Source organism: Cloacibacillus porcorum (genome assembly GCF_001701045.1).
GTDB classification, from domain to species: domain Bacteria; phylum Synergistota; class Synergistia; order Synergistales; family Synergistaceae; genus Cloacibacillus; species Cloacibacillus porcorum.
Genome location: NZ_CP016757.1, coordinates 2,669,619 through 2,690,912, shown reverse-complemented (window position 1 = coordinate 2,690,912; position 21,294 = coordinate 2,669,619). Strand labels below are relative to the sequence as shown.

At 56.0% G+C, this 21,294-nt stretch carries 16 protein-coding genes and 1 riboswitch; of the genes, 10 read left to right on the top strand and 6 right to left on the bottom strand.

Annotated features, from left to right (window positions below):
* The first annotated feature begins 26 nt into the window (after positions 1 to 26).
* Both BED41_RS12230 and BED41_RS12225 read left to right on the top strand, forming a co-directional pair.
* Positions 27 to 983, top strand: coding sequence for a TAXI family TRAP transporter solute-binding subunit (locus tag BED41_RS12230; RefSeq protein WP_066746732.1), 957 nt, complete (start codon positions 27 to 29; stop codon positions 981 to 983).
* Between the two features lie 270 nt (positions 984 to 1,253).
* Positions 1,254 to 2,171 (top strand): hypothetical protein, encoded by a 918-nt coding sequence (locus BED41_RS12225; protein WP_066746729.1) that lies wholly within the window; start codon positions 1,254 to 1,256, stop codon positions 2,169 to 2,171.
* On the opposite strand, the gene BED41_RS12220 is transcribed toward BED41_RS12225, so the two are convergent.
* A complete protein-coding gene (locus BED41_RS12220; RefSeq protein WP_066746728.1) occupies positions 2,162 to 2,722 on the bottom strand; it encodes a DUF1850 domain-containing protein in 561 nt (186 codons plus the stop codon). The genes BED41_RS12225 and BED41_RS12220 overlap by 10 nt on opposite strands.
* Before the next feature lie 121 nt (positions 2,723 to 2,843).
* Between BED41_RS12220 and BED41_RS12215 the strand changes: the two genes are divergently transcribed.
* Both BED41_RS12215 and BED41_RS12210 read left to right on the top strand, forming a co-directional pair.
* Positions 2,844 to 4,436 carry an ABC transporter substrate-binding protein gene (locus tag BED41_RS12215; protein WP_066746725.1) on the top strand — a complete coding sequence of 531 codons (1,593 nt, stop codon included), beginning with the start codon at positions 2,844 to 2,846 and terminating at the stop codon, positions 4,434 to 4,436.
* A gap of 154 nt (positions 4,437 to 4,590) precedes the next feature.
* On the top strand, positions 4,591 to 6,102 hold the full coding sequence (locus tag BED41_RS12210; protein WP_066746720.1) for an AMP-binding protein: 1,512 nt from the start codon (positions 4,591 to 4,593) through the stop codon (positions 6,100 to 6,102).
* Positions 6,103 to 6,244: 142 nt separating this feature from the next.
* Here the strand turns inward: BED41_RS12210 and BED41_RS12205 are convergent, their stop codons facing one another.
* Positions 6,245 to 7,507 (bottom strand): class II fructose-bisphosphate aldolase, encoded by a 1,263-nt coding sequence (locus tag BED41_RS12205; protein WP_066746717.1) that lies wholly within the window; start codon positions 7,505 to 7,507, stop codon positions 6,245 to 6,247.
* Positions 7,508 to 7,624: 117 nt separating this feature from the next.
* Complete coding sequence (gene cytX / locus BED41_RS12200) at positions 7,625 to 8,803, bottom strand: putative hydroxymethylpyrimidine transporter CytX (RefSeq protein ID WP_066749281.1); 1,179 nt, start codon at positions 8,801 to 8,803, stop codon at positions 7,625 to 7,627.
* Between the two features lie 52 nt (positions 8,804 to 8,855).
* A riboswitch (TPP riboswitch) is annotated at positions 8,856 to 8,962 on the bottom strand.
* A 294-nt stretch (positions 8,963 to 9,256) separates the two neighbouring features.
* Here cytX and BED41_RS12195 point away from each other — a divergent pair.
* Positions 9,257 to 10,816, top strand: a complete 1,560-nt coding sequence (locus BED41_RS12195; protein ID WP_066746714.1) for an AbgT family transporter — start codon at positions 9,257 to 9,259, stop codon at positions 10,814 to 10,816.
* A gap of 211 nt (positions 10,817 to 11,027) precedes the next feature.
* Positions 11,028 to 12,104 (top strand): M20/M25/M40 family metallo-hydrolase, encoded by a 1,077-nt coding sequence (locus tag BED41_RS12190; protein ID WP_066746711.1) that lies wholly within the window; start codon positions 11,028 to 11,030, stop codon positions 12,102 to 12,104.
* Between the two features lie 132 nt (positions 12,105 to 12,236).
* Here BED41_RS12190 and BED41_RS12185 read toward each other — a convergent pair whose 3' ends face one another.
* The 3 genes from BED41_RS12185 to BED41_RS12175 form a co-directional block, all read right to left on the bottom strand.
* Complete coding sequence (locus BED41_RS12185) at positions 12,237 to 13,394, bottom strand: MFS transporter (RefSeq protein WP_066746708.1); 1,158 nt, start codon at positions 13,392 to 13,394, stop codon at positions 12,237 to 12,239.
* 449 nt (positions 13,395 to 13,843) lie between these two features.
* Positions 13,844 to 15,547 carry a dihydroxy-acid dehydratase gene (ilvD, locus tag BED41_RS12180; RefSeq protein WP_066746705.1) on the bottom strand — a complete coding sequence of 568 codons (1,704 nt, stop codon included), beginning with the start codon at positions 15,545 to 15,547 and terminating at the stop codon, positions 13,844 to 13,846.
* A gap of 142 nt (positions 15,548 to 15,689) precedes the next feature.
* Positions 15,690 to 16,703, bottom strand: coding sequence for a proline racemase family protein (locus BED41_RS12175; protein ID WP_174544914.1), 1,014 nt, complete (start codon positions 16,701 to 16,703; stop codon positions 15,690 to 15,692).
* 243 nt (positions 16,704 to 16,946) lie between these two features.
* Between BED41_RS12175 and BED41_RS12170 the strand changes: the two genes are divergently transcribed.
* From BED41_RS12170 to BED41_RS12160, 4 genes are all read left to right on the top strand, one after another.
* Positions 16,947 to 17,609, top strand: a complete 663-nt coding sequence (locus tag BED41_RS12170; protein WP_066746701.1) for a helix-turn-helix transcriptional regulator — start codon at positions 16,947 to 16,949, stop codon at positions 17,607 to 17,609.
* Positions 17,610 to 17,826: 217 nt separating this feature from the next.
* Positions 17,827 to 18,795, top strand: coding sequence for an ornithine cyclodeaminase family protein (locus BED41_RS12165; RefSeq protein WP_066746687.1), 969 nt, complete (start codon positions 17,827 to 17,829; stop codon positions 18,793 to 18,795).
* A gap of 353 nt (positions 18,796 to 19,148) precedes the next feature.
* The gene (locus tag BED41_RS16855; RefSeq protein ID WP_268217927.1) at positions 19,149 to 19,277 is read left to right on the top strand and encodes a hypothetical protein; all 129 of its coding nucleotides are present in this window, start codon (positions 19,149 to 19,151) and stop codon (positions 19,275 to 19,277) included.
* Between the two features lie 140 nt (positions 19,278 to 19,417).
* Positions 19,418 to 20,941, top strand: coding sequence for a serine hydrolase (locus tag BED41_RS12160; RefSeq protein ID WP_066746685.1), 1,524 nt, complete (start codon positions 19,418 to 19,420; stop codon positions 20,939 to 20,941).
* Positions 20,942 to 21,294: the final 353 nt, after the last annotated feature.

The window sequence follows — 21,294 nt, the reverse complement described above, 5'->3', positions numbered from 1 at the left end:
AAAAATTTTTTGGGGAGGAAACAAAAATGAAGAAAGGCATCATCGTAACACTTGTAGCACTTCTTGCAGCGCTTTCCCTTACCACCGTCGCTATGGCGGCGCCCACCTATATGTCGATCGCGACAGGCGGCACGACCGGTACCTACTACGCAGTCGGCGGAGCCCTCGCGGCGGCCGTTACCAAGGGCGGGAAGATTCAGTGCACAGCTGAGACCGGAAATGCTTCCGTCGCCAACGTAAACCTCATCGCCACAAAGGGTATCGAAATCGCGTTCGTACAGAACGACATCACCTACTGGGCGTACAACGGAGAGCTGATGTTCCAGGGCAAGCCCCTTAAGAATATCCGCGCCGTAGCCTCGCTTTACCCCGAGCACATCCAGGTCGTTGTCGCTAAAGATGCCGGTATCAAGAGCATCGCCGACCTCAAGGGCAAGCGCGTAGGCGTCGGAGCCCCCGGTTCAGGCGTTGAAGGCGACGTACAGGCGATATTCAAGGTTGCCGGACTCACCTACAAAGACCTCAAAAAGGCCGACTTCCTCGACTTCGCAGCTACGACCAGCCGCTTCAAGGACAACCAGATTGACGCCGGATTCGTCGTCGCCGGTTATCCGACCGCTTCGATCATGGACCTTACCACGACGAAAGACGTTGACCTCCTGAGTTTTGACGATGCTTTCCTCGCGAAGCTGCACAAGGTGTATCCCTATTTCGTGGCAAGCACAATCCCCGCGAACACATACAAGGGAATTGACAAAGTAACCAAGACCCCGGCCGTCATGGCGATCCTCATCACCAACGATGCGGTTCCCGCCGACCAGGTCTATGAATTCCTGACAGCTATGTTTGACAACCTCAAGGATATCGCAGCGGTCCACGCGAAGGGTAAAGAGATCACCCTTAAGGGCGCGCTCGACGGACTTACAGCTCCTCTGCACCCCGGCGCTGAGAAGTTCTACAAAGAAAAGGGACTCATTAAGTAAGATTGAAATTTTAAGGTTCTCGGAGCCGCCCTTGGGGCGGCTCTTTTTTTACATTTTTTAATTGGGCCTTATTGATGATTTTTGTTCTTTATTTTTGTAATATAATTATAGATAGGATAAGTTGTTGTTTTTTTAGATTATTTTTTGTGACTATGCAAAGTAATATGATATATGTTCGGAGGTTATGAGTAGCTTTATCGTAAATATATTGAAATTATAACATTTTTGCGTAATTTCTATATAAATTGAATCAAGGAGCGAATAGACATCTTGATAAACTTCATCATTATGCCGTTTTCTGCGGTCGCCTTCATCTATCTCATCATCAGCATCACTCTTTTATTTATAGGTATAGAAAATGCTGTGTTCAATATCAGCGGCAATGCAACGGAGTCGATATTCTCCCCTTTTAAACGGTTTATCGAGGGAAAGATACACCGTGAGGGGAAAAAAGCTCCCCGTGCACTATATATGTCGTCTCTTTTTCTCATAGCTGTTTACTTTTTTATCCCTATGGGTTCGCTGCCGCAGTTCTTCTCGGTTAGAGGCGGTTTCCTTATCGCCGTGTCGCTGCTTGTCCTGGCGCAGAATTTTTATATCCGTGGGCTCAAGCAATATTCAAAAGAGATATATTTTTCCATAGACAGGAATCTGATAAATATTCTTTTCAAATTCACGGTGGCACTGTTGCTTGTTCTCATCACGCTAGCCTGGTTTGTAATAAATATCGGTGTACCGGGAAGTATCTTCTGCCTTAACACCTATGCTGCGATGCCACTTGCGGGTGTAACAAATTTTTGGGGGCGTATCGGGCTGGTATTCTTTTTCTTTTCTCTTGTTGTAGTCTCTCCCTGTCGTAAGGTGAGACGAGCGGAGCTTACGGAGTATACGTCGCTGCTTGAGGTTTATGACGCTGTTCGTTCGACGTTATGTCCGGCGATAATAACTGCAATCTTTGTCCCTGTAAACATCGGACTGCTGTTCGGACTTGCCGGAATTCCTATGTACGCTGCTGATTTCGTCTTTTATTGGCTTAAGGTCCTTATAGTACAAATAGCGGTGATACCGCCGATAAGGGCGGCCTACCTGGGGATGAAGGAGCGCTTGCCGCTTGGCTGGAAATCTTCCCCATATCTTTTTCTTTCCTATAGCGGAGTCGCATTTTTTCTTGCTAACCTCTACTTGTAAGCTGAGAATATTCGTTGCTGCGGAAGTGGTTTGTATAGAACTTCTGTCTGATAGAGTTCTGCAAAGAGCATAGGACCGCTTTTTACTGCTACCGTAATACGTTTCCCGGGGAAAATTTTGAATAGGCACGTCGTGCCGAACGGCGCCAGCTCCATTTTATTGAGGCCGAAGGTTTTGTTGCCGACGCGAAGGTAGTAATGGTCCCAAGATTGGCGGCCGCCCTGGAAGATCAGCCAGTCTTTCGTGTTGATATAGCATCCGTTGTCGGGCTTGAAGCAGGGCATTCCCGCGTTTGACGATTTCACGCGCTCCTGCCACGTCCATATCTTCCCTCCGAGCACGATATACTCGTCTTCCACCGGCGTCAGCTCTACGGAGTGGATATATGTCGTCGTAAAACGCTGTCCCAGCGCCACGGGTACGGAAAAAAGCACCCTCTGGCTGTCGTCTAGGAGCTCAAGAGAATCTACGCGCCAGCCCATGGCGGTGATGAAAAAAGCAGCTGGAAGCAGCAAAAAAAACAGAACAGCCACCGGGATACGTTTACACATGTCTTTATTCCACCTCATTTCAGCTATACCTTATCACCAAGGGGCCGTTTTTACAATTTATGAAATTCATTTATGAACTCTAATGCTGTATACTACTTATATTAAGACAAGGAGTGGAATAATGTCCGAAAATATTCGTGATGTACTGTCCGAATTGATAGATAGCTATGGGATAAACATACTGGAAGACCCAGACAGGCTGTCGCAGTTTCTTGAAGACCGCTGTGCGCTGCAGGCCGAGGAGGCCTTTCATCTCACCTTTGCCCTCAGGTATCTTCTAAAGTGCGGCTGGCGTGTCAATTCCGCAAGAGCGGTTCTGGATGAGGAACAGGAAGAACGTCTGTGCCAGCAGCTTGGATTTACGGCGGGACAGTCGAAAGAGGTCGCGGCCCTGATAAACGGCGCCGTCGCTGATAAATATGAAGACGAGCGTCCCTCGGGCGAGGGGTTCGTCGCCACGCCTGGCAACCTTCGGAGGATATCCGGCGGGATCTCAAACCGGCCCCGCACGATGCGGATGCGTAAAAAATCTCTCTATAACGGCGTCATTCTGCTCGCAGCGATGCTGGTGCTGGGCGTACTCTTCTTCCAGATCGGCAGCCAGCGTACTCCTGTCGGCGACGAGCTGCGTATCGCCTTTTTTGCCCCGATGTCCGGTCCTGAGGCGCGCCTTTCACATGTGCAGCTGAGGGCGGCACAGCTGGCGGTCGAGCGCATAAACTTTCAGGGGCCGCTGCGCGAGGAATATAAGCTCAAGGTGGTAGGTTTCGATCTGCCGAAAGACCCCGCGAAGGCGGTCGCCTCGGTCAAAAAGGCGATGAAGGACAAGAGCTTCCTGGTGATGATGCTTGGCGCCAACAACGGAAATGTCGCGGAGATAGCGCGGCTCGCCGAGAGCATCGAGGCGCCGCTCATCGTTATCTCACCGACGCCGCCTGGTGAGGAGGAGCTTATGGACGCCGCTCTGCCCTATCTCTACACCTTCAGCCTCGTGAACGACGCGAAGGCGCGCGGCAAGGTGCTATCCTACTTTGCCACGCAGGCGCTGCATAAGAAAAAGATCGCCCTCTATTACGACTCGTCCGACAAGTTATCAGAAGAGACCTACCTCTCGGCGCGCAAATGGGCCGTGGGTTTTGGCGCCAAGACCGTCGCGGAGCTCTCATATAACGGTAAAAAAGAGAGCGGCCACACGGCGGCGATGCGGGCGATATTCGAGAGCGGGGCGGACCTTCTGATAATCCCGGGGACGGGAAAGGACTCAGCGAAGATCGTTTCTGAGGCGCGTGCGGCGGGATTTCAGGATACCATCCTCGGCGAGGGCTATACCGATAAGACCTATGCCGACGCGGGGGAGGCCCTTAAGGGCAGCTGGTGGGTTAACGAGGTCTCGGCGCTCGATCCGCCGATCCGCTCCGTCCTGAAGGAGTACCGCAGCCTCTATAACGAGAACTGCCCGCCGGAGGATGTTATGGCGGCTATACTGGCCTACGATGGCGTACGCTGGATCGCGGCGGCTCTCCAAAGCACTCCAGGTTTCCGCGGCGAGGCTATACGTCATACGCTGCTGGCGACGAAGAACCTGCCGCTCACGCACGCGACCCTCACCATCGACCCGCGCAGCCACATGCCGCTCAACAAGGCTATGGCGGTCGTATACTGTGCTCACGATAAGGGTATATTCCAGCGGCGCATCAGGGTAAATAAAGACTGACCGCCGTACTGAGGAGGAATCGCCCTGACGGCGGCCGTGCATTCAAATAGATGAACGTTTGTCAAAGTTGTCCGCAATAGCCGCTTTTTAGTGGATAAACTCAGAAAAATCTGTGATAATAATGTTATATAAAGCGTAGTGGGGTGGCATAGGGATGGTAAAGAGGTTCAACACAGACCGGCTTGAGGATGCACTGAAAGCGGCCTGGCAGGGAAAGGAAAAATCTGACTGTATCTGGTGGCAGGGCGAATGGTGGAGCTGGGAGCGCTTGGAGGCGCTTATCACCGACTGTGAAGAGAAGCTGCGGGCCTCGGGCTTTGGAATGGGACAGCGTATCGCCGTACTGCTTCCAAACTCGCCGATGGTTCTGGCGCTCTCCGTCGCCTGCTGGCGGCTCGGCGGGGCTATAGCTCCCCTGAACGCGCGCACCGGCGCCGTAAACCTGATAGATACTATAAAGATGCTTGACGTAAACGCCGTCGTCCTCACGGACGAGGGCCATAAAAAGGCAGCGGGCGAGGGCTTTCCGTCGGATATACCGCTTGTTCCATCGCCGCTCGAAGGGCCTCTGCCGCTGTGGCGGAGCAGACAGGGCAGGCCGGAGTGCGCGGAAACTTCCGTGATATTTTCCACCTCCGGGACCTCGGGACTGCCGAAGGCGGTGGTATGCCTGCACTCGAACATGCTCGGCAACCTCGCGCCGATAAAAAAGCATGTTCCTGGACTGCTGGACGAAGACGCGGTATTCCTCAACGTGCTGCCCAACTTTCACACCTTTGGCTACAACGTTGCCGGTATGCTGCCGCTGGCCTTCGGGGTGCGTCAGGCGGTGGTTCCAAGCTTTGTACCGGTGGAAAACACGATAAAGGCGATAGAGGAGGCCGGCGTCAACCGGGTGATCGCGGTACCGACGATCATGGCCTTCCTGCTCGGGGCTCTGGCGAAGAAAGACCATCACATAAAGGGCGTTACGCACGTCATCACTGGCGGCGACCGTCTCAATGTGCAGATGGAGGCGCGCTGCCGCGAATACCTTGGCGTCGGCATCCTTGAGGGCTACGGCCTGACGGAATGCTCGCCGGTAGTCGCCGTCAACTCCACGGAGGCTGATAAGAAGCTCGGTACCGTTGGCCGCCCCTACCCCGATTACCAGATAGAAATACGTGACCGCGAGGGGAATATGCTTGACCTCCATCAGGAAGGCGTGCTGTGGGTGAAGGGGCCCTCCGTCGTTCCCGGTTACTTCCGTGACGAAAAGAATACAGAAGAACGCTTTCGCGACGGCTGGTTCAACACCGGCGACGTCGTCCAGATAGACGCCGACGGCTACATTAAGATTGTCGACCGCGCGACGGACATCATTATCGTCAGCGGCTTCAACGTCTATCCCCAGGAGGTGGAGGCGGTCCTCTGCGCCCACCCGGCGGTGCATGCCGCCGTCGCCGTGGGGGAGAAGAACAATGTCGCGGGAGAGCTTGTGAAGGCTTTCATTGTCCTCAACGAAGGCGCCGAAGTATCGGCTAAAGAGCTGATGAGCTATTGCCGTGAGAGGCTGGCGCACTACAAAGTGCCTCGCAAGATCGGCTTCGTCAGCGAATATCCGATCTCTCCCGCTGGTAAGGTACTGCGCCGCGAGCTGCGTAAGATGAAGATCGAAAAACAATAGGATAAATGAAAAAGAATAAAAAACAGGTCCGCGAGGAATTTTTCCTCGCGGACCTGTTTTTTATGCGATAACTTAAATTTTTGTATCAGATCTGCCGCGTGCGCGCATCTGTGGAACAGACGGCACGCGCCTCTGCGGCTATTTAATCGTCGTAATTCTTGCCGTCGTTCCCGCCCTTGCCTGGTGCGTTATCCTTGGTGTAATTCTTCCTCTCACCGAGGACCTTGCGGTCGGGGGAGGCGTTCTGGTCGACGCGCTTCGCCATGACCTCGGCCACGGCGTCGGCGCTGCCCTCAGCTCCAAAGGCGACGATGAACCGCTCCGCCCACCAGGCCATCTCATCGACGATCCTGTCGATGATCGGTTTGGGTTCCGCGAGGATCATATCGCAGAAGGGCAGGTTGAGTTTCTTGTAATCTCCGCTCTTGCGGCTCATTCCCTTTTCGTCCCCGGCGGCGACGATCTTCTCCCAGAGCTCCATCGAAATGCCGCGGTCGGCCTCTTTCGTATATGTGCCGCCCTCGGTGATCGCGTTGCCGGTGTTCGGATCCATCTTGATTCCGTAATAGACGTTCTGGAAGAGCGTCGCGACATTGCCCTTGCGGATGCCGTACTTACGGAAGGTCGATACCTTGTCGAGCGGCGTGCCGGAGATACCGTGCTGCGCTATCGCCACGCCGTAGGGCGCGATTGCATCGGCGATCTCCTTCGTGCGTGTGAGGTCGATGCCCTCCATCTGTCCCGCCGTTGGGTCATAGGTGCCGTGGAGGCTGCCGTTCGATATCGCGAGATAATCGGGGAAGACCTGCCAAGCGTTGAGGCCGCCAATATAATAGAGAGCCTCTTCGACGGTCGAAAGTTCTCCGGGACCCTTGATCTCACCCACCTCGACCTCAAGGCCGAGCTCCGAAGGCAGCCAGTCCGCGAGCGCGCGGGTGGCGGCGAAGTTGTCATAGTCGTCAAGGTGCGAGGCGTCGATGGCCACCGATGTGAAGCCGTTGTTGAGGATCTTTGTGAGATGTCCCACACCCTTCAGCACGTCGGCCTGGCTCTTGATGGCGTAATGGTCTACATGAAGCCCGAATACCGCCCCGTGTCCTATCTCCTCTGAATACTTCAGGGCGTATTCGGGAATGTTGTCGTAGGTTGCGCCGCAGTAGGTCGCCTCTGATTTAGCGAGCTCGATGAGCACCGCCGCGTTCTTCTTCTTTGCCGCCTGAAGTACGGCCTTTATCACGAGCGGATGACGCGCATTTGCCGCAAGCACGATGGAATCGACTTCCCTGGCCGCCGCCGCGATATCACGCCCGCTGACAAGCCCCATCTCCGTCTCGCCGAAACGTGCCTGCACGTTCAGCGGACGCTTCTTCAGCAGCTCCTGATATGCTTTGCTCTTTACATCCATTGGAATCTCCCCCTGAGAAATTTCTATAATTAGGTGCTTATAGCCTAATTGTAGCCCTTATAGTGTGATATTGCAAAGGAATTGCCGCAATATCATAAAGTGAATTATTTATCTTTGTTACGATTTCTCCGGTAAGGCCACGCCCGCCAGCCAGGTAAGTCCGACGGTCGCGGCGATCACCGGCAGCGTCGCGCCTATTGGGCTGCCGACGGTCATGAGATAGCGGTAGAGGGCGAAACCGACGGCCCACAAGATGATGTTCCGCAGCGAGATCTGCTTTGCCGCGCGGTTCCTCTTCAGGATGAAAAAGTCCGTCACCATCACCGCCGCCATCGGCGCGAAGACGGAGGAGATGAGATAGAGCAGGTTTTCGTAGCTGTCGGAGCGCGCAAAAATGGCGGTCATCGTGCCGATCGCGCAGACGGCGACTCCCGCGGCCTTCTCCTTTATCCCGCTGAATACTACGTGGAAACTGATGCCCGCCGAATAGGCGTCGAGAAAGGTCGTCGTCACGGTGGAGAAGGCGACGATGACCACGCCCGCGATGCCGAGTCCGGCCTCAAGCATAATCTTCGCGATATCCGAACCTCCCGTGTAGATCGCGACGCCAAGGCCGATGAAATACATCCAGCAGCTGGCCAGCGAATAGATGACGGTGCTCACGGCGGCGCTCTTTTTTGGCTCCTCCGCGTCGCGCATATAATCGGAGATCAGCGGCAGCCAAGAAAGGGGCATCGCCACCGATAGCTCCATCGCGTCGGCAAAGCTCATCACGCCGCGGGGCGCCTCCGTCGCGCCGCGCTTGAAGACGATGAAGGAGAGTACCAGCGTGAGGATGAAGAGCGCCGCCATCGCGAGCTTGTTGACGCGCTCGAAGTTCTTCATATCGAGCATTATCCAGATGGCGATCATGATGCCGATCACGCCGCACCAAAGGGTATTCTCCGTGCCGTACATCGGATTGAGGATGATGCCGAGCGAGATCGCGCCGCCTGCGATCATCACCGCCGTCCAGCCCACAAGCTGCAGCACGTTAAGCGCCGCGAAAAACTTTGCCCCCTGCTCGCCGAAGGAGAGCTTGACGCTCTCCATCGCGCCGTGTCCCGACAGGCCGCCGATCAAAGCCGCGAGATACATGAGGAAGCCGCCGATCAGATGCCCCGCGACTACCGCCCCCATGCCGCGTGCCATCCCCAGCGGCGCCATCAGCGTGCCAGTATATATCTCCGCGATGGAGACCGCCGCGCCGAACCAGATCAGCGCGTTAGCAGTTGTCGTTCTCTTCTCTTCGTTCACCGAAAACACCCCTTAAAAATAATGACGGCCCCTCCAAGAAGGACAGCCGTCATCTGATCCAAGCTATTCTCCCTACGGTGGCATTACCCACATCAGGTTCATCGGGTCGAGGGCCAGCCTCCTCTCAGCCTGAAAGTTCAGGCTCCCCGTAACTGCGGCGGAAAAGTCTTCCGCTCTTTGCAAGTATTCTAAACAGTATCGTGCAAGTTGTAAAGTTCATTCAGTAATGTTTATTAATCATTGTATAAAAACTGTTATCCTTTATGATGTGAGCATATTATAAAAAAATATTGACAATTTTTAAATATTCAAGTATTTTATAATTAATTATTTTATTTAACAAGCAATAGACTCTATTGTAAATTTATATACGCAGGTAACGTAATCGTACGTGGGATCAACTGTGGCTCTATACAGTTTATTCATAAAATATATTCAGGGGGAATTTTTGTAATGACAGCCGAAACAAAGAAGAAGGTTTCTCTGTTCGACCGTTTTCTCAATGGAGTTGAGCGCGTCGGCAACAAACTGCCGCACCCGATCGCGCTCTTTGCGATCTTCGCCGCCGTGACGGCGCTTCTCTCCGCGATATTCGCGGCTATGGGCGTCTCCGCCTCCGGCGAACTTATCAACCGTGCCACAAACACGGTTGAAATGCAGACGATCACCGCCGTCAGCCTGCTCAACCAGAAGGGCGTCATCTATATGCTCACCTCGGCCGTAAAGAACTTCACCGGCTTCGCGCCCCTCGGCGTTGTGCTCGTTGCGATGCTTGGCGTCGGCGTCGCGGAAACCAGCGGTTACATTCCGACGATCCTCAAGCGCACCGTGGCGGTCACCCCGCGCAGCCTCATCACGCCGGTCGTCGTCTTTCTCGGCATCATGTCCAACATCGCCTCCGACGCGGGCTATGTCGTGCTCATCCCGATCGGCGCGCTGATGTTTATGGCCTACGGACGCCACCCGATGGCCGGACTGGCCGCCGCCTTCGCGGGCGTCTCCGGCGGTTTCTCGGCTAACCTCGTCATCGGTACCACCGACCCGCTCCTCTCCGGCATCTCGACGGAGGCCGTACACATCCTCGACGCGGCGCGCTCCGTCGAGCCCACCTCCAACTGGTACTTCATGATCGCCTCCACCTTCCTCATCACGATCATCGGCACGATCGTCACCGACTACATCGTAGAGCCGCGTCTCGGCAAATACAACGGCAAATTCCTTGAGGGCGCCTTCGAGTCCAACCAGATCACGGCGAAGGAACAGAAGGCCCTGCGGATGGCGAATATCACCTTGCTCGTGATGACCCTGCTTGTGGTGCTGGTCTGCCTGCCCGCCGATTCCTTCATGCGCAACCCCAAGACGGGAAGCCTCATCGCCGGCGCGCCGCTCATGCAGAGCATCATCGTGCTCATCATGTTCTTCTTCCTTATCCCGTCGGTGGTATTTGGCTACGTATCCGGCAAATTCAAAGATAATAAAGACGTCTGCGGCGCGATGGGCAAGGCGATGTCCTCGATGGGCGCCTACATCGCCCTTGCGTTCGTGGCGGCGCAGTTCATCAGCTACTTCAGCTACACCAAACTCGGCACTATTATCGCCCTGAAAGGCGCGCAGTTCATCGAATCGACGGGCATCGGCGGCATCCCGCTGATGATCCTCTTCATCCTCTTCAGCGCCTTCATCAACCTCTTCATGGGCTCGGCCTCCGCGAAGTGGACCATCCTCGCGCCGGTCTTCATCCCGATGTTCATGCTCCTCGGCTACTCGCCGGAGCTGACCCAGGTCGCCTACAGGATCGGAGACTCCACGACGAACATCATCACGCCGCTTATGTCCTACTTCGCGATGATAATCGTCTTTGCGAAAGAATACGACGAAAACTCCGGTATCGGCACGCTCATCTCGACGATGCTGCCCTACTCGATCTTCTTCCTCATCGGCTGGTCGCTGCTGCTCGTCGTCTGGATGTTCTTCGGCCTGCCGCTGGGTCCCGGAGCCGGACTGTTCATGTAAATAATATCCATCGACTATACGCGTTTTTGCCTGGCATCGGCTGGCCCTCAGCGCTAAAAGTGCGTTTTAGGCTGGCCGGTGCCAAGTAATTCAGCCTCCGGCACTTCCAATCAGCGTACCTGTGTCTCTGCACTGAATTTTTAGGTATTGTCTTTCTGTAGAGTATAATTTATAGGGTAAAGTCCAACGAAAGATGAAAGAGGATGAAAAGATGATAAACAAAGAACGTCTCCTGAAAAATTTTCTTGAATACATCGCGATTGACAGCGAAAGCGGAAACGAGGCGGCGATGGCCGCCCGCGTCTCAGCTGACCTCAAGGCGCTTGGCTGTGATGTCCGTATAGACGAGGCCGGCAGCGTCATAGCGCTCTTCGCGGGAGAGGCTCCGGCGCTTCTCATGAGCGCCCATATCGATACCGTGACCCCCGGCAAAGGCATCCGCCCCATCATCACGGACGGCGTGATACATACCGACGGCAGCACGATACTCGGCGGCGACGACAAATCCGGCGTCGCGGCGATCATCGAGGCGGTCGCCTCGGCGCGCGAACAGAAGCTTGCCCACCGCGCGGTTGAGGTGGTCCTCACCGTTGGGGAAGAGGTCGGCATGATCGGCTCCAAGGCCCTCGACTACTCCAAACTCTCCGCGAAAGAGGCCGTCGTCTTTGACTCCAGCGGCGACGCGGGCAAGATAATCACCGCCGCGCCGGGACAGACGAAGATACGCGCCGAAATAAAGGGCGTCGCGGCGCACGCCGGCCTCGCCCCCGAAAAGGGCGTCAGCGCCATACAGGTCGGAGCCGCCGCAGTCGCCGCGATGAAACTGCTGCGCATCGACGAGGAGACGACGGCGAACATCGGCACCTTCAAAGCCGTCGGCGCGACAAACATCGTCAGCCCCAGCGCCTACATCGAGGCCGAGGTGAGAAGCCGCGACAACGCGAAACTTGAGGCGCAGACTAAACACATAGTGGAATGCCTTGAAAAGGCCTGCCGCGATTTTGGCGCGGAGCTCGACTGCAAAGCGACGACCAGCTACACGGGATACACGCAGTCCGACGACGATCCGCTTGTCGTCTCCGTCGCGGAGGCCTGCAGGAAAATCGGCCTGACGCCCGTCATCGGCTCCACCGGCGGCGGCAGCGACGCGAACACCATGAACGCCAACGGCATAAAGGCCGTGGTCCTCGGCACCGGCATGGACAAGGTCCACACCACCGCGGAGCGCATCACGGTGAAAAACCTCGAGGATACCGCGGCGCTCGCGCTTGAATTGATGAAGCTGTAAGTAAAAAATCACTGCGCCCTCGCTAGGCGGCGAAAAATAAGGGCGTTCCGTCAGTATGAAAACGGCGGAGCGCCCTTTTATAGCTGGCTTGGCAGATACAAGTTTTTCTCCCCGGTTTACTATGACAAAATATTATCTCCCCTGTTTTCGATAAAACCTTATGGCCATTACAGCCGAAAGCGCCAAATATAACGCCGCGTAACATCTTAAAGAAAAATCGGCGCCGCCTCTTGCCGATGATAATGAAAGCAGCGGCGGACCAAAAAACATCCCGACTCCCCAAAACAGATAATAGGCTCCTGAAATCGTCCCTTTATATCTCTCGTCAACGGTGTCGTTCAAGAATATCATTGAGGCGAGATAAAATATGCCGAGGCCGATAGTTGAAATAGTGAGTGCGGATAACATCCCTGCTGCCGTGGGGGAGAGCTGCGAGGCTCCAAGCCCCAGTGACGCGAGAAAGAGTCCGAAGATCATAAATACCTTTGCCCCGAAGCGGTCGCAGAGCCTCCCCGTTATCAGCTGTGAGATACTGATCGCGATATAAAACAGAGAGAAAAAGATACCGATATAGGCGGGGCTGAACCCTCTTTCTTCAATAAGGTAGGCCGGCATGGTCGTGAGGAATATCCCGTATCCGGAACCGTACAGGGTAATACCGGCAAGGGCGATAAACACAGACGATTCTTTGATCATTGCCGCGATATTGGATATATTGAAGGTATCTCCCATGTTTTCTTCAGCGCGGACATCGTCAACCAGCCAGATGGTCAGAACCGCTCCGGCGAGGCAGGCAAAGGCGTAGAGGAGAAAAAGATTTTCCGGCGCCAGCACCCTGATAAGGAGCACGCCGAGTATTGGCCCGATGGTGAGTCCTATATGTATTACCGCATTATATGAGCCTACCGCGGTTCCTTTGGAGGAGGCGTACTTTAACGACAGCAGCGCGGGCGCGAGCGCCCATACGGGAGCCTCGCCCGTGCCCTGCAGCAGGCGTGAGAGAAATATCATGGCCGAGCCGGAGGAAAAATAGTAGCATAGCCCGGTCAGAAAACATAGAAAATATCCCAAAGCTAAAAAACGCTTGAAGCCGAATTTGTCCGCCATAGCCCCGACGGGAAGCTGCAATACGATATATGCGGCGGCAAACGTCGAGGCCAAATAACCGACATTATTGCCATTGCCGTCTAACTCTATGATCTTTTGCGGCAGCAGGGCGACGATCATCCCCACCCCGATCATCATTAAAAAGGCGGAGAGGTTCAGCCCCCAAAGAGTTTTATCTTTCATCCTGCCTCACCTCACTCTGCTTGGTCTTGTATCCGCTGAAGCGAATATCTATATTTGCCCAGTGCCGGAAGCCGGACAGTCGTCTCATTGGCTGCATATATTTTTCGCGCAGTGTTGGGTGTGAACAAAAATACATATTAAAATATAAAATTAAAATCTATTAAATCATAAATTTAATATTAATTTTTGTCAATAATTAATTATTAAATTAAACTATGTTTTTGAAATTGATTAAGCGGGGAATAAGCGCTATTAGAGGTTGAATATGTCATTTATATAAAAAGTAAATGTGGAAAAGCGAAATAAAGCGGAACTGGCAATCGCTTGTCCAAAAATAACATCCGAAAGCCTGCCGCCCAGTCAACGGAAAAACCGGAATAAACAACGGGCGGTTCGCGTAGACGAATCCGCCCGTATATTCTTAATGAGTCTCAGATGATTGAGGCCGCCTAAAACTCCCGGCGCACCTGTTCTTCTTCGGTTACGCGGTCGTCGATCATCGCGCCCAGGTGGGCCTGGAGGGCGCTCTTCGCGTAGATGCCGAGGATGCCGCGCTCCCTTTTGAGGGGCAGCTTCCACTTCGCGAGGCGGGCCGCGATCACCTCTTCGGGCAGGTCGAGGTTCACCGTGCGCCCGGGGATGTCTATCTCGATGATGTCCCCGTCCTCAACGACCGCGATCACGCCGCCGACCGCTGCCTCGGGGGAGATATGGCCGATCGCCGCCCCTTCGGTAAAGCCTGAGAAGCGTCCGTCGGTGAGTACGAATACCTCCTGCCCCATGCCGATGCCGACCAGCGCGTCGGTCGTCATCATCATCTCGCGCATGCCGGGCGCGCCGCGCGGCCCCTCATAACGGATGACGACGACGTCGCCCCTTTTGATATCGCCCGTCACCACCGCGTGGTGCGCCTCCTCGTCGGAGTTGAAGACGCGCGCCGGTCCCGCGAACCTGCGTATCTTCTCGGAGATGGTCGTCGTGCGGCAGATCGCGCCGTTGGGCGTGATGTTGCCCTTCATCACAGCGATGCCGCCGTTTTTAAAGACAGGGGCGTCGACGGTCGTCAGCGTATCGTGGTCGGAGGAGCGGCGCAGCGCCGCTATCTCGCCGATTGTGTGTCCGGAGACGGTGAGGCATTCCTGGTGTAGGAAGTCCCTCATCTCGCCGAGGACGGCGGGGACGCCGCCCGCGTTGTAGAGGTCGATGACCGTCGCCTTTCCCGTCGGGATGACGCGGCTGATGACGGGTATCGTCTCCGATAATTTGTCAAAATCGTCGAGCGTCAGCCCCACGCCCACCTCGCGCGCGAAGGAGAGCAGATGCAGCACTGCGTTGGTCGAGCCCGCGAGGGCCATCGTGAGAATGACACCGTTCAAGAGCGTCTCGCGCGTGAGGATATCCTTAGGCTTCACTCCCTCCTTGACGAGCTCCACGATGCGGCGTCCCGTCTGTGTCGCGAAGCGTTCCTTCTCCGCGTAGACGGCGGGGACCGTGGACGAGCCAGGCAGCGCCATTCCCAGCCCCTCCATCAAAATCTGCATCGTATTCGCCGTGCCCATCAGCGAACAGGCGCCAGGGCCGGGGCAGACGTGATCCTCGAGGTAACGTATCTTCTCGCGCGCCTCGTCGCTTGCGTAATCCGCGCCGAATACGAGCTGGTCCAGCTCGCTCATCACGACGCTGCGTCCGCCGCTCTTGCAGACCTCCTGCGGGCCGCCCGTCAGCACGATGCATGGGACGTCGGCGCGGATGCCGCCCATAAGGACGCCGGGGATGATGCTGTCGCAAGAGGCGAGCAGCACAAGGCCGTCCAGCAGCTGCACGCCGGTCATTATCTCGACGGAGGAGGCGATGACGTCGCGGATGACCAGCTCATAGCGGAAGTGCGGCATCCCGATGGGCACCGCACCGCAGGTGGCGATGGTTCCGAATTCAAACGGCGTGCCGCCCGCCTGTAAAATGCCCGCGCGCACCCGCGCCGCGAGGCGGTCAAGGTGCACATGGCCGAGCCCCGCGTCGTTCGCGGTGTTTACAATGCCGATCAGCGGCTTGGAGAGGTCGCCGTCGTCGTAGCCGCAGCCCTTATAGATCGCGCGGCGCGAGGACGATCCCTTGCCGGAAAAAAGTCCGAGTTCTTTGGAGCGGTATGTCATTTGCGCTCAGTCCCTTCTATATTTCGTAAGTTTTATCGGTCGCTCGTATATTCCGCCGCTTGTGGCGATGAGGCGAAATCATTGTTCCCCTGTGAGCTGCCATTTTTCGTCCGCGGCAGCCGTGGGGCGAATAATCGGCGGCTCAGAGCAGGAAACCCTCTGGCAGCGGGTCGCTTGGGTCGAGGACGAACTTGTTGAAGCCCGTGATCCAGGCGGGGCCCGCGACCTTGGGGATGATTGCCTCGTATCCGCTCTCGGTGACGGCGGCAAGCGGCGTTCCCTCGAACTTTGTGTCGATGATGCTAGCCGCCTGGAATTTTTCGCCCACCTTCAGCTCGCCGCGCGATACCAGCAGCGCCATCCGCGCGGAGGTTCCCGTACCGCATGGCGAGCGGTCCACCGCACCCTCTGCGAATACGCAGATGTGGCGGCTGCGGCAGCCGTACTCCGTCCGTTCGACGGGGGAGGTGATAAGCACGCCGTAAATGCCGCTGATCTGCGGCTTCTCCGGGTGGCGGATGTCGAGATTGGCGTTCACCCAGCGTTTCATCTCCATCGCGCGCGCGACGAGCGCCGCCGTCTGCTCCGGCAGCACGCGCAGCCCCAGCTTCTCCTCCTCGACGAATATATAAAAGGCGCCGCCGTAGACGATCGCTGCCTCCACCTCGCCGATCCCCGCGACAGGTATCTTTACATTCTCTTTATAGACGAAGGCCGGAACGTTGGTGAAGGCGACGCGCTCCACGCGCCCCTCCTTTACCGCCGCCTCCGCCGTGATACGCCCGGCGGGAGCGTCGATCTTTATCGTGTTCTCTCCCTCGCGCAGCTCAAGAAGCCCCGTCTCCGCGGCGGCCTTCACCGCGCCGATCGTCCCGTGGCCGCACATCGTGCTCATCCCCTCGTTATGCATAAAGAGGATGCCAAGGTCGGCGTCGTCGGTTACCGGCGGTACCAGCACCGCGCCGAACATATCCTTGTGGCCGCGCGGCTCCTTGAGCAGCATACAGCGGATATTGTCGTAACGCCCGCCAAAATATTCCATCTTCTCGAGCATCGTCCGCCCCTCCACCTTCGGGATGCCCGCGGTGACGACGCGAATCGGCTCCCCCGCGGTGTGGGCGTCGATGGCGTCGATCGTCCTTGTAAAATTCATCATGACGGTAATTTCTCCCTTCACAAGCCTCTTGATAATTATATATGTATCAACAATATTTTGTTAATTATATCGTATGAAAGCAGAAAAAAGAAGATTTTCATTCAGGGAACAAAACTAATAAATATAGAAAAAGCAAGATACCGTCAGCTATCGACATTATTTTTGCGAAAAATTAAAAAATATTGTTATCGACAATTTATTTATGATAAAATAAGGCCAGCGAAATCAGGAGGGCTGCGGAGGATGAATAAACGCAAGATACCAACGGAGCTGCTGTCCTACATAGACCTGGTGAAGGGGCTTGGGGAGATACTCGGCAGTGACTGTGAAATATTGCTGCATGACGTCTCAAACCCCGAACATTCGATCATCGCCTGCGCCAACGCCCAGGTGAGTGGCCGCGGCGTCGGCTCGCCGATGACGGATTTCGGCCTGCGGATGCTGAAGGACCCCAAGTATCAGAAGATGACGGGGGTCTACAACTACCAGGCCAGGACCGGAGACGGGCGGCTCCTCAAATGCGGCGTCTGTTTTATCAGGGATGCCGCCGGGCGCATCGTTGGCTTCCTCTGCATCAACATGGATGTCACAAAGATTGCCGCCGCGCGGGAGGCGCTTGACGAGTTTTTTCGTGCGGACGCCACTGGGGAGGGTGCGGAGGACTACTGCGAACACTTCTCGAAGGAGGTCGGCGACGTCGTCTCCAACTCGATTACGTCGGTTAAAAAGGAGTGGGGCGGTGACCTATCCGCGCTGCCGCGCTCAGACAAGGTCAAGGTGGTGGCCCGCCTCGACGAGATGGGGTTTTTCCTCGTCAAGGGGGCGATGGAACGCCTCTCCGAAGAGATGAAAAAGAGCAAGTTTACGCTCTACGCCTATCTGCGCTCCGTTCACTCCCCGGAATAACGGGAGATGGACTTTGAAACGGCGCTCCTATGTACGCACCGGGCCGCAGCGCCAAGCGCCGGGAAGAGGCCTTGACGCGGCGGATTTGTGAGATTTACCCTGCTCTTGCCTCTCTCTTGCCGAAGTTTGAGAAAGCCGCCTCTTACAGGCAAGCTGCGGAACAGACAAATTTTTTCAGCGGCAAAATAATACTTTCTTAGAAAAGGAGCGGATACAAGTGCTGATACTTAATGAAAAGACCCTCGTTGAGACGGTGGACTTCGACGAATTGATTGAAAAGATAGAGCAGACGATGCTCTTCGCGGACGAGGGAAACTTCGCGATGCCGCTGCGCTCGAACATTTCGCTTAACGGAAGCGACTCCCTGATGCTCATGCCCTGCGTCACGCCCGAGGCCTGGGGCTGCAAGCTCCTCACGCTGCGCCCCGGTAATCCGCAAAAGGGGCTGCCCTTCATCAACGGCGCGGTGATGCTCTTTGACGCGAAGACGGGAGAGCCGAAGGCGCTGCTCGAGGGTAAAATGGTGACGGCGCTCCGTACCGGGGCCGTCGGCGGCGCGGGCATCAAAAACACGGCGCGCGCCGATATCCGTTCCTTAGGGCTTGTCGGTACGGGGGCGCAGGGCTACTGGCAGGCGCAGTTCGGCTGCGCGGCGCGCAAAGGCGTCAAAGAGGTCTGGATATACGACGCGATAACGGAAAAACTTCCCGCGTTCGCGAAACAACTGCAGGCAGTGCTGCCGGGCGTGGAGGTAAAGATCGCCGCTAGCGCCGTGGAGCTGCTCGAAAAGACGGAGGCGGTGATGACGGCCACCCCCTCCAAGAGCCCGCTCTTTCCCGACGACGAAAAGCTGCTCGCGGGACACGCCTTCTCCGGCATCGGCTCCTACATGCCCGACATGCGGGAATTCCCGGACGGACTCTTTAAACTCACGGGCGGCGACGTCTACGTGGACACCCCTCACGCGCTGGACGAGACGGGCGACCTGATAACGCCGCTGGAAAACGGCGCGCTGCGGCGCGGCGATATCCACACGCTCGCGGAGCTGATCGGCGGCAAACGTAAAAAAGAGAGTGAGACCACCTTTTTCAAATCCGTCGGCATGGCGCTCTTTGACATCGCTGCGGCGGACTATCTCTGCGAAAAGGCGGCGCGCAAGGGGCTTGGGCAGAACGTGGAATTCTAACCGCCGCCGGACGGCGGGGCCGATGTCCCGCCTGTTTGAGATAAGATAACGCGCGGCGCACCTCCGCGTTACAAAAAAAATTAAGATAGTTTTGTATGGCCCGGCTCCCGAAACAGGGAGGCCGGGCCGTACTATTTTGCGCCGGTATATGCCGCGCTCAGAGTTTTTTTCAAAGACGCCCTCCGTTTGCCGGAGACGCGGGACGCGATGAGATATAAATTTACTTTTTTTGCAGGATGTTACTTGCGCTGAATTTGATAATCATTTTGCTTGACATATTAACTGAAACTTTTATAATTACAATTAGCATAAGAAAGAAAAAAGAAATTTTCGCTGAAGGGAGTTGCGGGGAGATGAAAAAAATAATCGCTGGCGTACTGATACTTGCCGGATGGGCGTTCTATATTTCCTTTATATCAAGATACGCGCCAAGCTGCAGCTATGATGAGCCGCAGTACGCCGTCGGCGCGCCAAGCTCATGACGTCCGAGATAGTTGCCGTCAGGCTGGCGGTACACAGTTTATAAGACAAAAATCACGGTTGTTCTATTGGCGGTACAGCACGCTGTATCGTATGCCGTGCCGCGCGACAGACGGGACGGAGAAAGAAAATGAGGCAGGCAATGAATACGGAAGGACGCAAAGGGCTAAAGACCAGGGGAAGCGCGGATATATCATACCTCGGACGATATGTGGACGAAATGATCTGGGAATTTATGGAAAAGAGGGATATTCCCGGACTTACCCTTGCCATTGTGCAGGCGCCATATATCCCGCGCGTGGCGGGGTATGGCTTCTCATCGGCGAAGGAGCGCCGCCTCGCCTCGGTAAACACGATGTGGCCCGCCGGGCCGATCTCGCAGGCATTCGCGGCGGTGGCCCTGATGCAGCTGCACGAACGGGGAGCTCTGAATGTAGAGGAGAGGGCGGCGAAGTATATGCCGGAACTTCCTGCGGCATGGAACGGCATCACCCTGCTTGAGCTGCTGCGCCACGCCTCGGGCATCGCGGACTACCATAAGCGGCAGGGGTGGAACGCCGCGGAGGGTTTTGATTTCACTAAGGCCGTTACGCTTGTCAAAGATATTCCGCTTGCCTTCGCGCCCGGCTCCGGCGTGGAGCTGAGCGCGACAAATTTCGCGATCTTGACGGAGGTCATAGAGCGTGTGAGCGGTATGGGTTACCACGCCTTCGTCAAGAAGAACCAGATAGATTTCCTCGGCCTGCGCCGCACGGCCTTTGCCGAAGAGCTTGATAAATTCCCGCAGGAGGATGTGAGCCTCACGGGAAACGTGCACGAGAGATTCAAAAAAGACCCTCTCCGCATAGACCCGGCGGAGACCGCCGCCAGTTATGGCGCAGATGGAGAAAAGATCGCGCCGGAGGTCGTGTCTTCTTTGAGAGGTTTTTCCGACGTATGGGCCAGCGCGCAGGATATCTCCTTCTGGGATATCGGGCTTGCCGGTACGGCGCTGATTGGCCGCGCGGAGAATAAGGCGCTGGTCTACTCGCCGTGGAAACTGCCGGGTGGGGAGATTGTACCGGCGGTGGCTGGCTGGCACTTCTACGGACACCGCGGCCTTATGGATATCAAGGGATCGGTGCCGGGCTACAGCTCATTCCTGAGCCGTTTCACGGACGCCTCGGAGCTTGTCTGCGTCACCCTGATGGCCAACCGTGAAGGAGTTGATTTCACAAATCTGGGGCGCAGGATCGCGGCGGCCTTCGGCGGAACCATCGCCACAAACTATGACGACGGCAGGCTCTTCCTTTACGAGGGGCAGTTCTCTGTGGAAGAGAGCGCCGCGCGGCTCGAGAGAGAGCTCAAAAAACGCGGCATCCCGCTTTTTGCGAAGTTCGACCACCGGAAGAACGCGGAAGAGGTCGGTATGGAGCTGCGTCCCACCACGGTACTCGTCTTTGGCTCGCCGAAGGTCGGGACGAACCTCATGCTCGCCGATCAAAGCATCTCGCTCGACCTTCCCCTGCGTATCTCAATATGGGAGGATGAAAAGGGCTGCATCTGGCTCGCCTTCCCGCGTATGGAGCTCCTGGCCTCGGCCTACGGCCTCGAAGACTATCCCGTGACGGGCAGGATCGAGGCTCTGCTGGAAGAACTGACAGTCGCAGCTGGCAGCGTCTACTGAGGCAGGAGCTAAATCGGCGTTTATACGCGCCGTCTGCGTCATAACTTACCCCCTGAGCGTCCTGCGGCAGGCGCATCCGCATGCCGCGGCAATATGGATAATTTGAAAATGCCCCCGCTCTATGGCGGGGACATTGCCTTGCAATCGCCGTATGAAGATACGGCTCCGGTACTCAGAGAGCAAGTTATTTAGCATCCAGCACGTCTAAACGCCGATTTAGCTTCTGACTTTGCCCTTACAGCCTCCCTCTCCGAGGGAGGTGTCGGCCGCCTGCTTTTGGCGGCTGACGGAAGGAGTGTTGCTCTGTTTGGCGCGGAAACCGCGCAAACAGAGCCCGCGGCAAAGGCCGCGGG

Excerpts from the sequence above, each read along its gene's own strand:
- BED41_RS12170 (WP_066746701.1), top strand. The coding sequence starts at position 16,947 with ATGAATAAACGCAAGATACCAACGGAGCTGCTGTCCTACATAGACCTG.
- BED41_RS12175 (WP_174544914.1), bottom strand. The coding sequence starts at position 16,703 with ATGATGAATTTTACAAGGACGATCGACGCCATCGACGCCCACACCGCG.
- BED41_RS12210 (WP_066746720.1), top strand. The coding sequence starts at position 4,591 with ATGGTAAAGAGGTTCAACACAGACCGGCTTGAGGATGCACTGAAAGCG.
- BED41_RS12230 (WP_066746732.1), top strand. The coding sequence starts at position 27 with ATGAAGAAAGGCATCATCGTAACACTTGTAGCACTTCTTGCAGCGCTT.
- ilvD (WP_066746705.1), bottom strand. The coding sequence starts at position 15,547 with ATGACATACCGCTCCAAAGAACTCGGACTTTTTTCCGGCAAGGGATCG.
- BED41_RS12185 (WP_066746708.1), bottom strand. The coding sequence starts at position 13,394 with ATGAAAGATAAAACTCTTTGGGGGCTGAACCTCTCCGCCTTTTTAATG.
- BED41_RS16855 (WP_268217927.1), top strand. The coding sequence starts at position 19,149 with ATGAAAAAAATAATCGCTGGCGTACTGATACTTGCCGGATGGGCGTTC.
- BED41_RS12220 (WP_066746728.1), bottom strand. The coding sequence starts at position 2,722 with ATGTGTAAACGTATCCCGGTGGCTGTTCTGTTTTTTTTGCTGCTTCCA.
- BED41_RS12205 (WP_066746717.1), bottom strand. The coding sequence starts at position 7,507 with ATGGATGTAAAGAGCAAAGCATATCAGGAGCTGCTGAAGAAGCGTCCG.
- BED41_RS12195 (WP_066746714.1), top strand. The coding sequence starts at position 9,257 with ATGACAGCCGAAACAAAGAAGAAGGTTTCTCTGTTCGACCGTTTTCTC.
- BED41_RS12160 (WP_066746685.1), top strand. The coding sequence starts at position 19,418 with ATGAATACGGAAGGACGCAAAGGGCTAAAGACCAGGGGAAGCGCGGAT.
- BED41_RS12190 (WP_066746711.1), top strand. The coding sequence starts at position 11,028 with ATGATAAACAAAGAACGTCTCCTGAAAAATTTTCTTGAATACATCGCG.
- BED41_RS12215 (WP_066746725.1), top strand. The coding sequence starts at position 2,844 with ATGTCCGAAAATATTCGTGATGTACTGTCCGAATTGATAGATAGCTAT.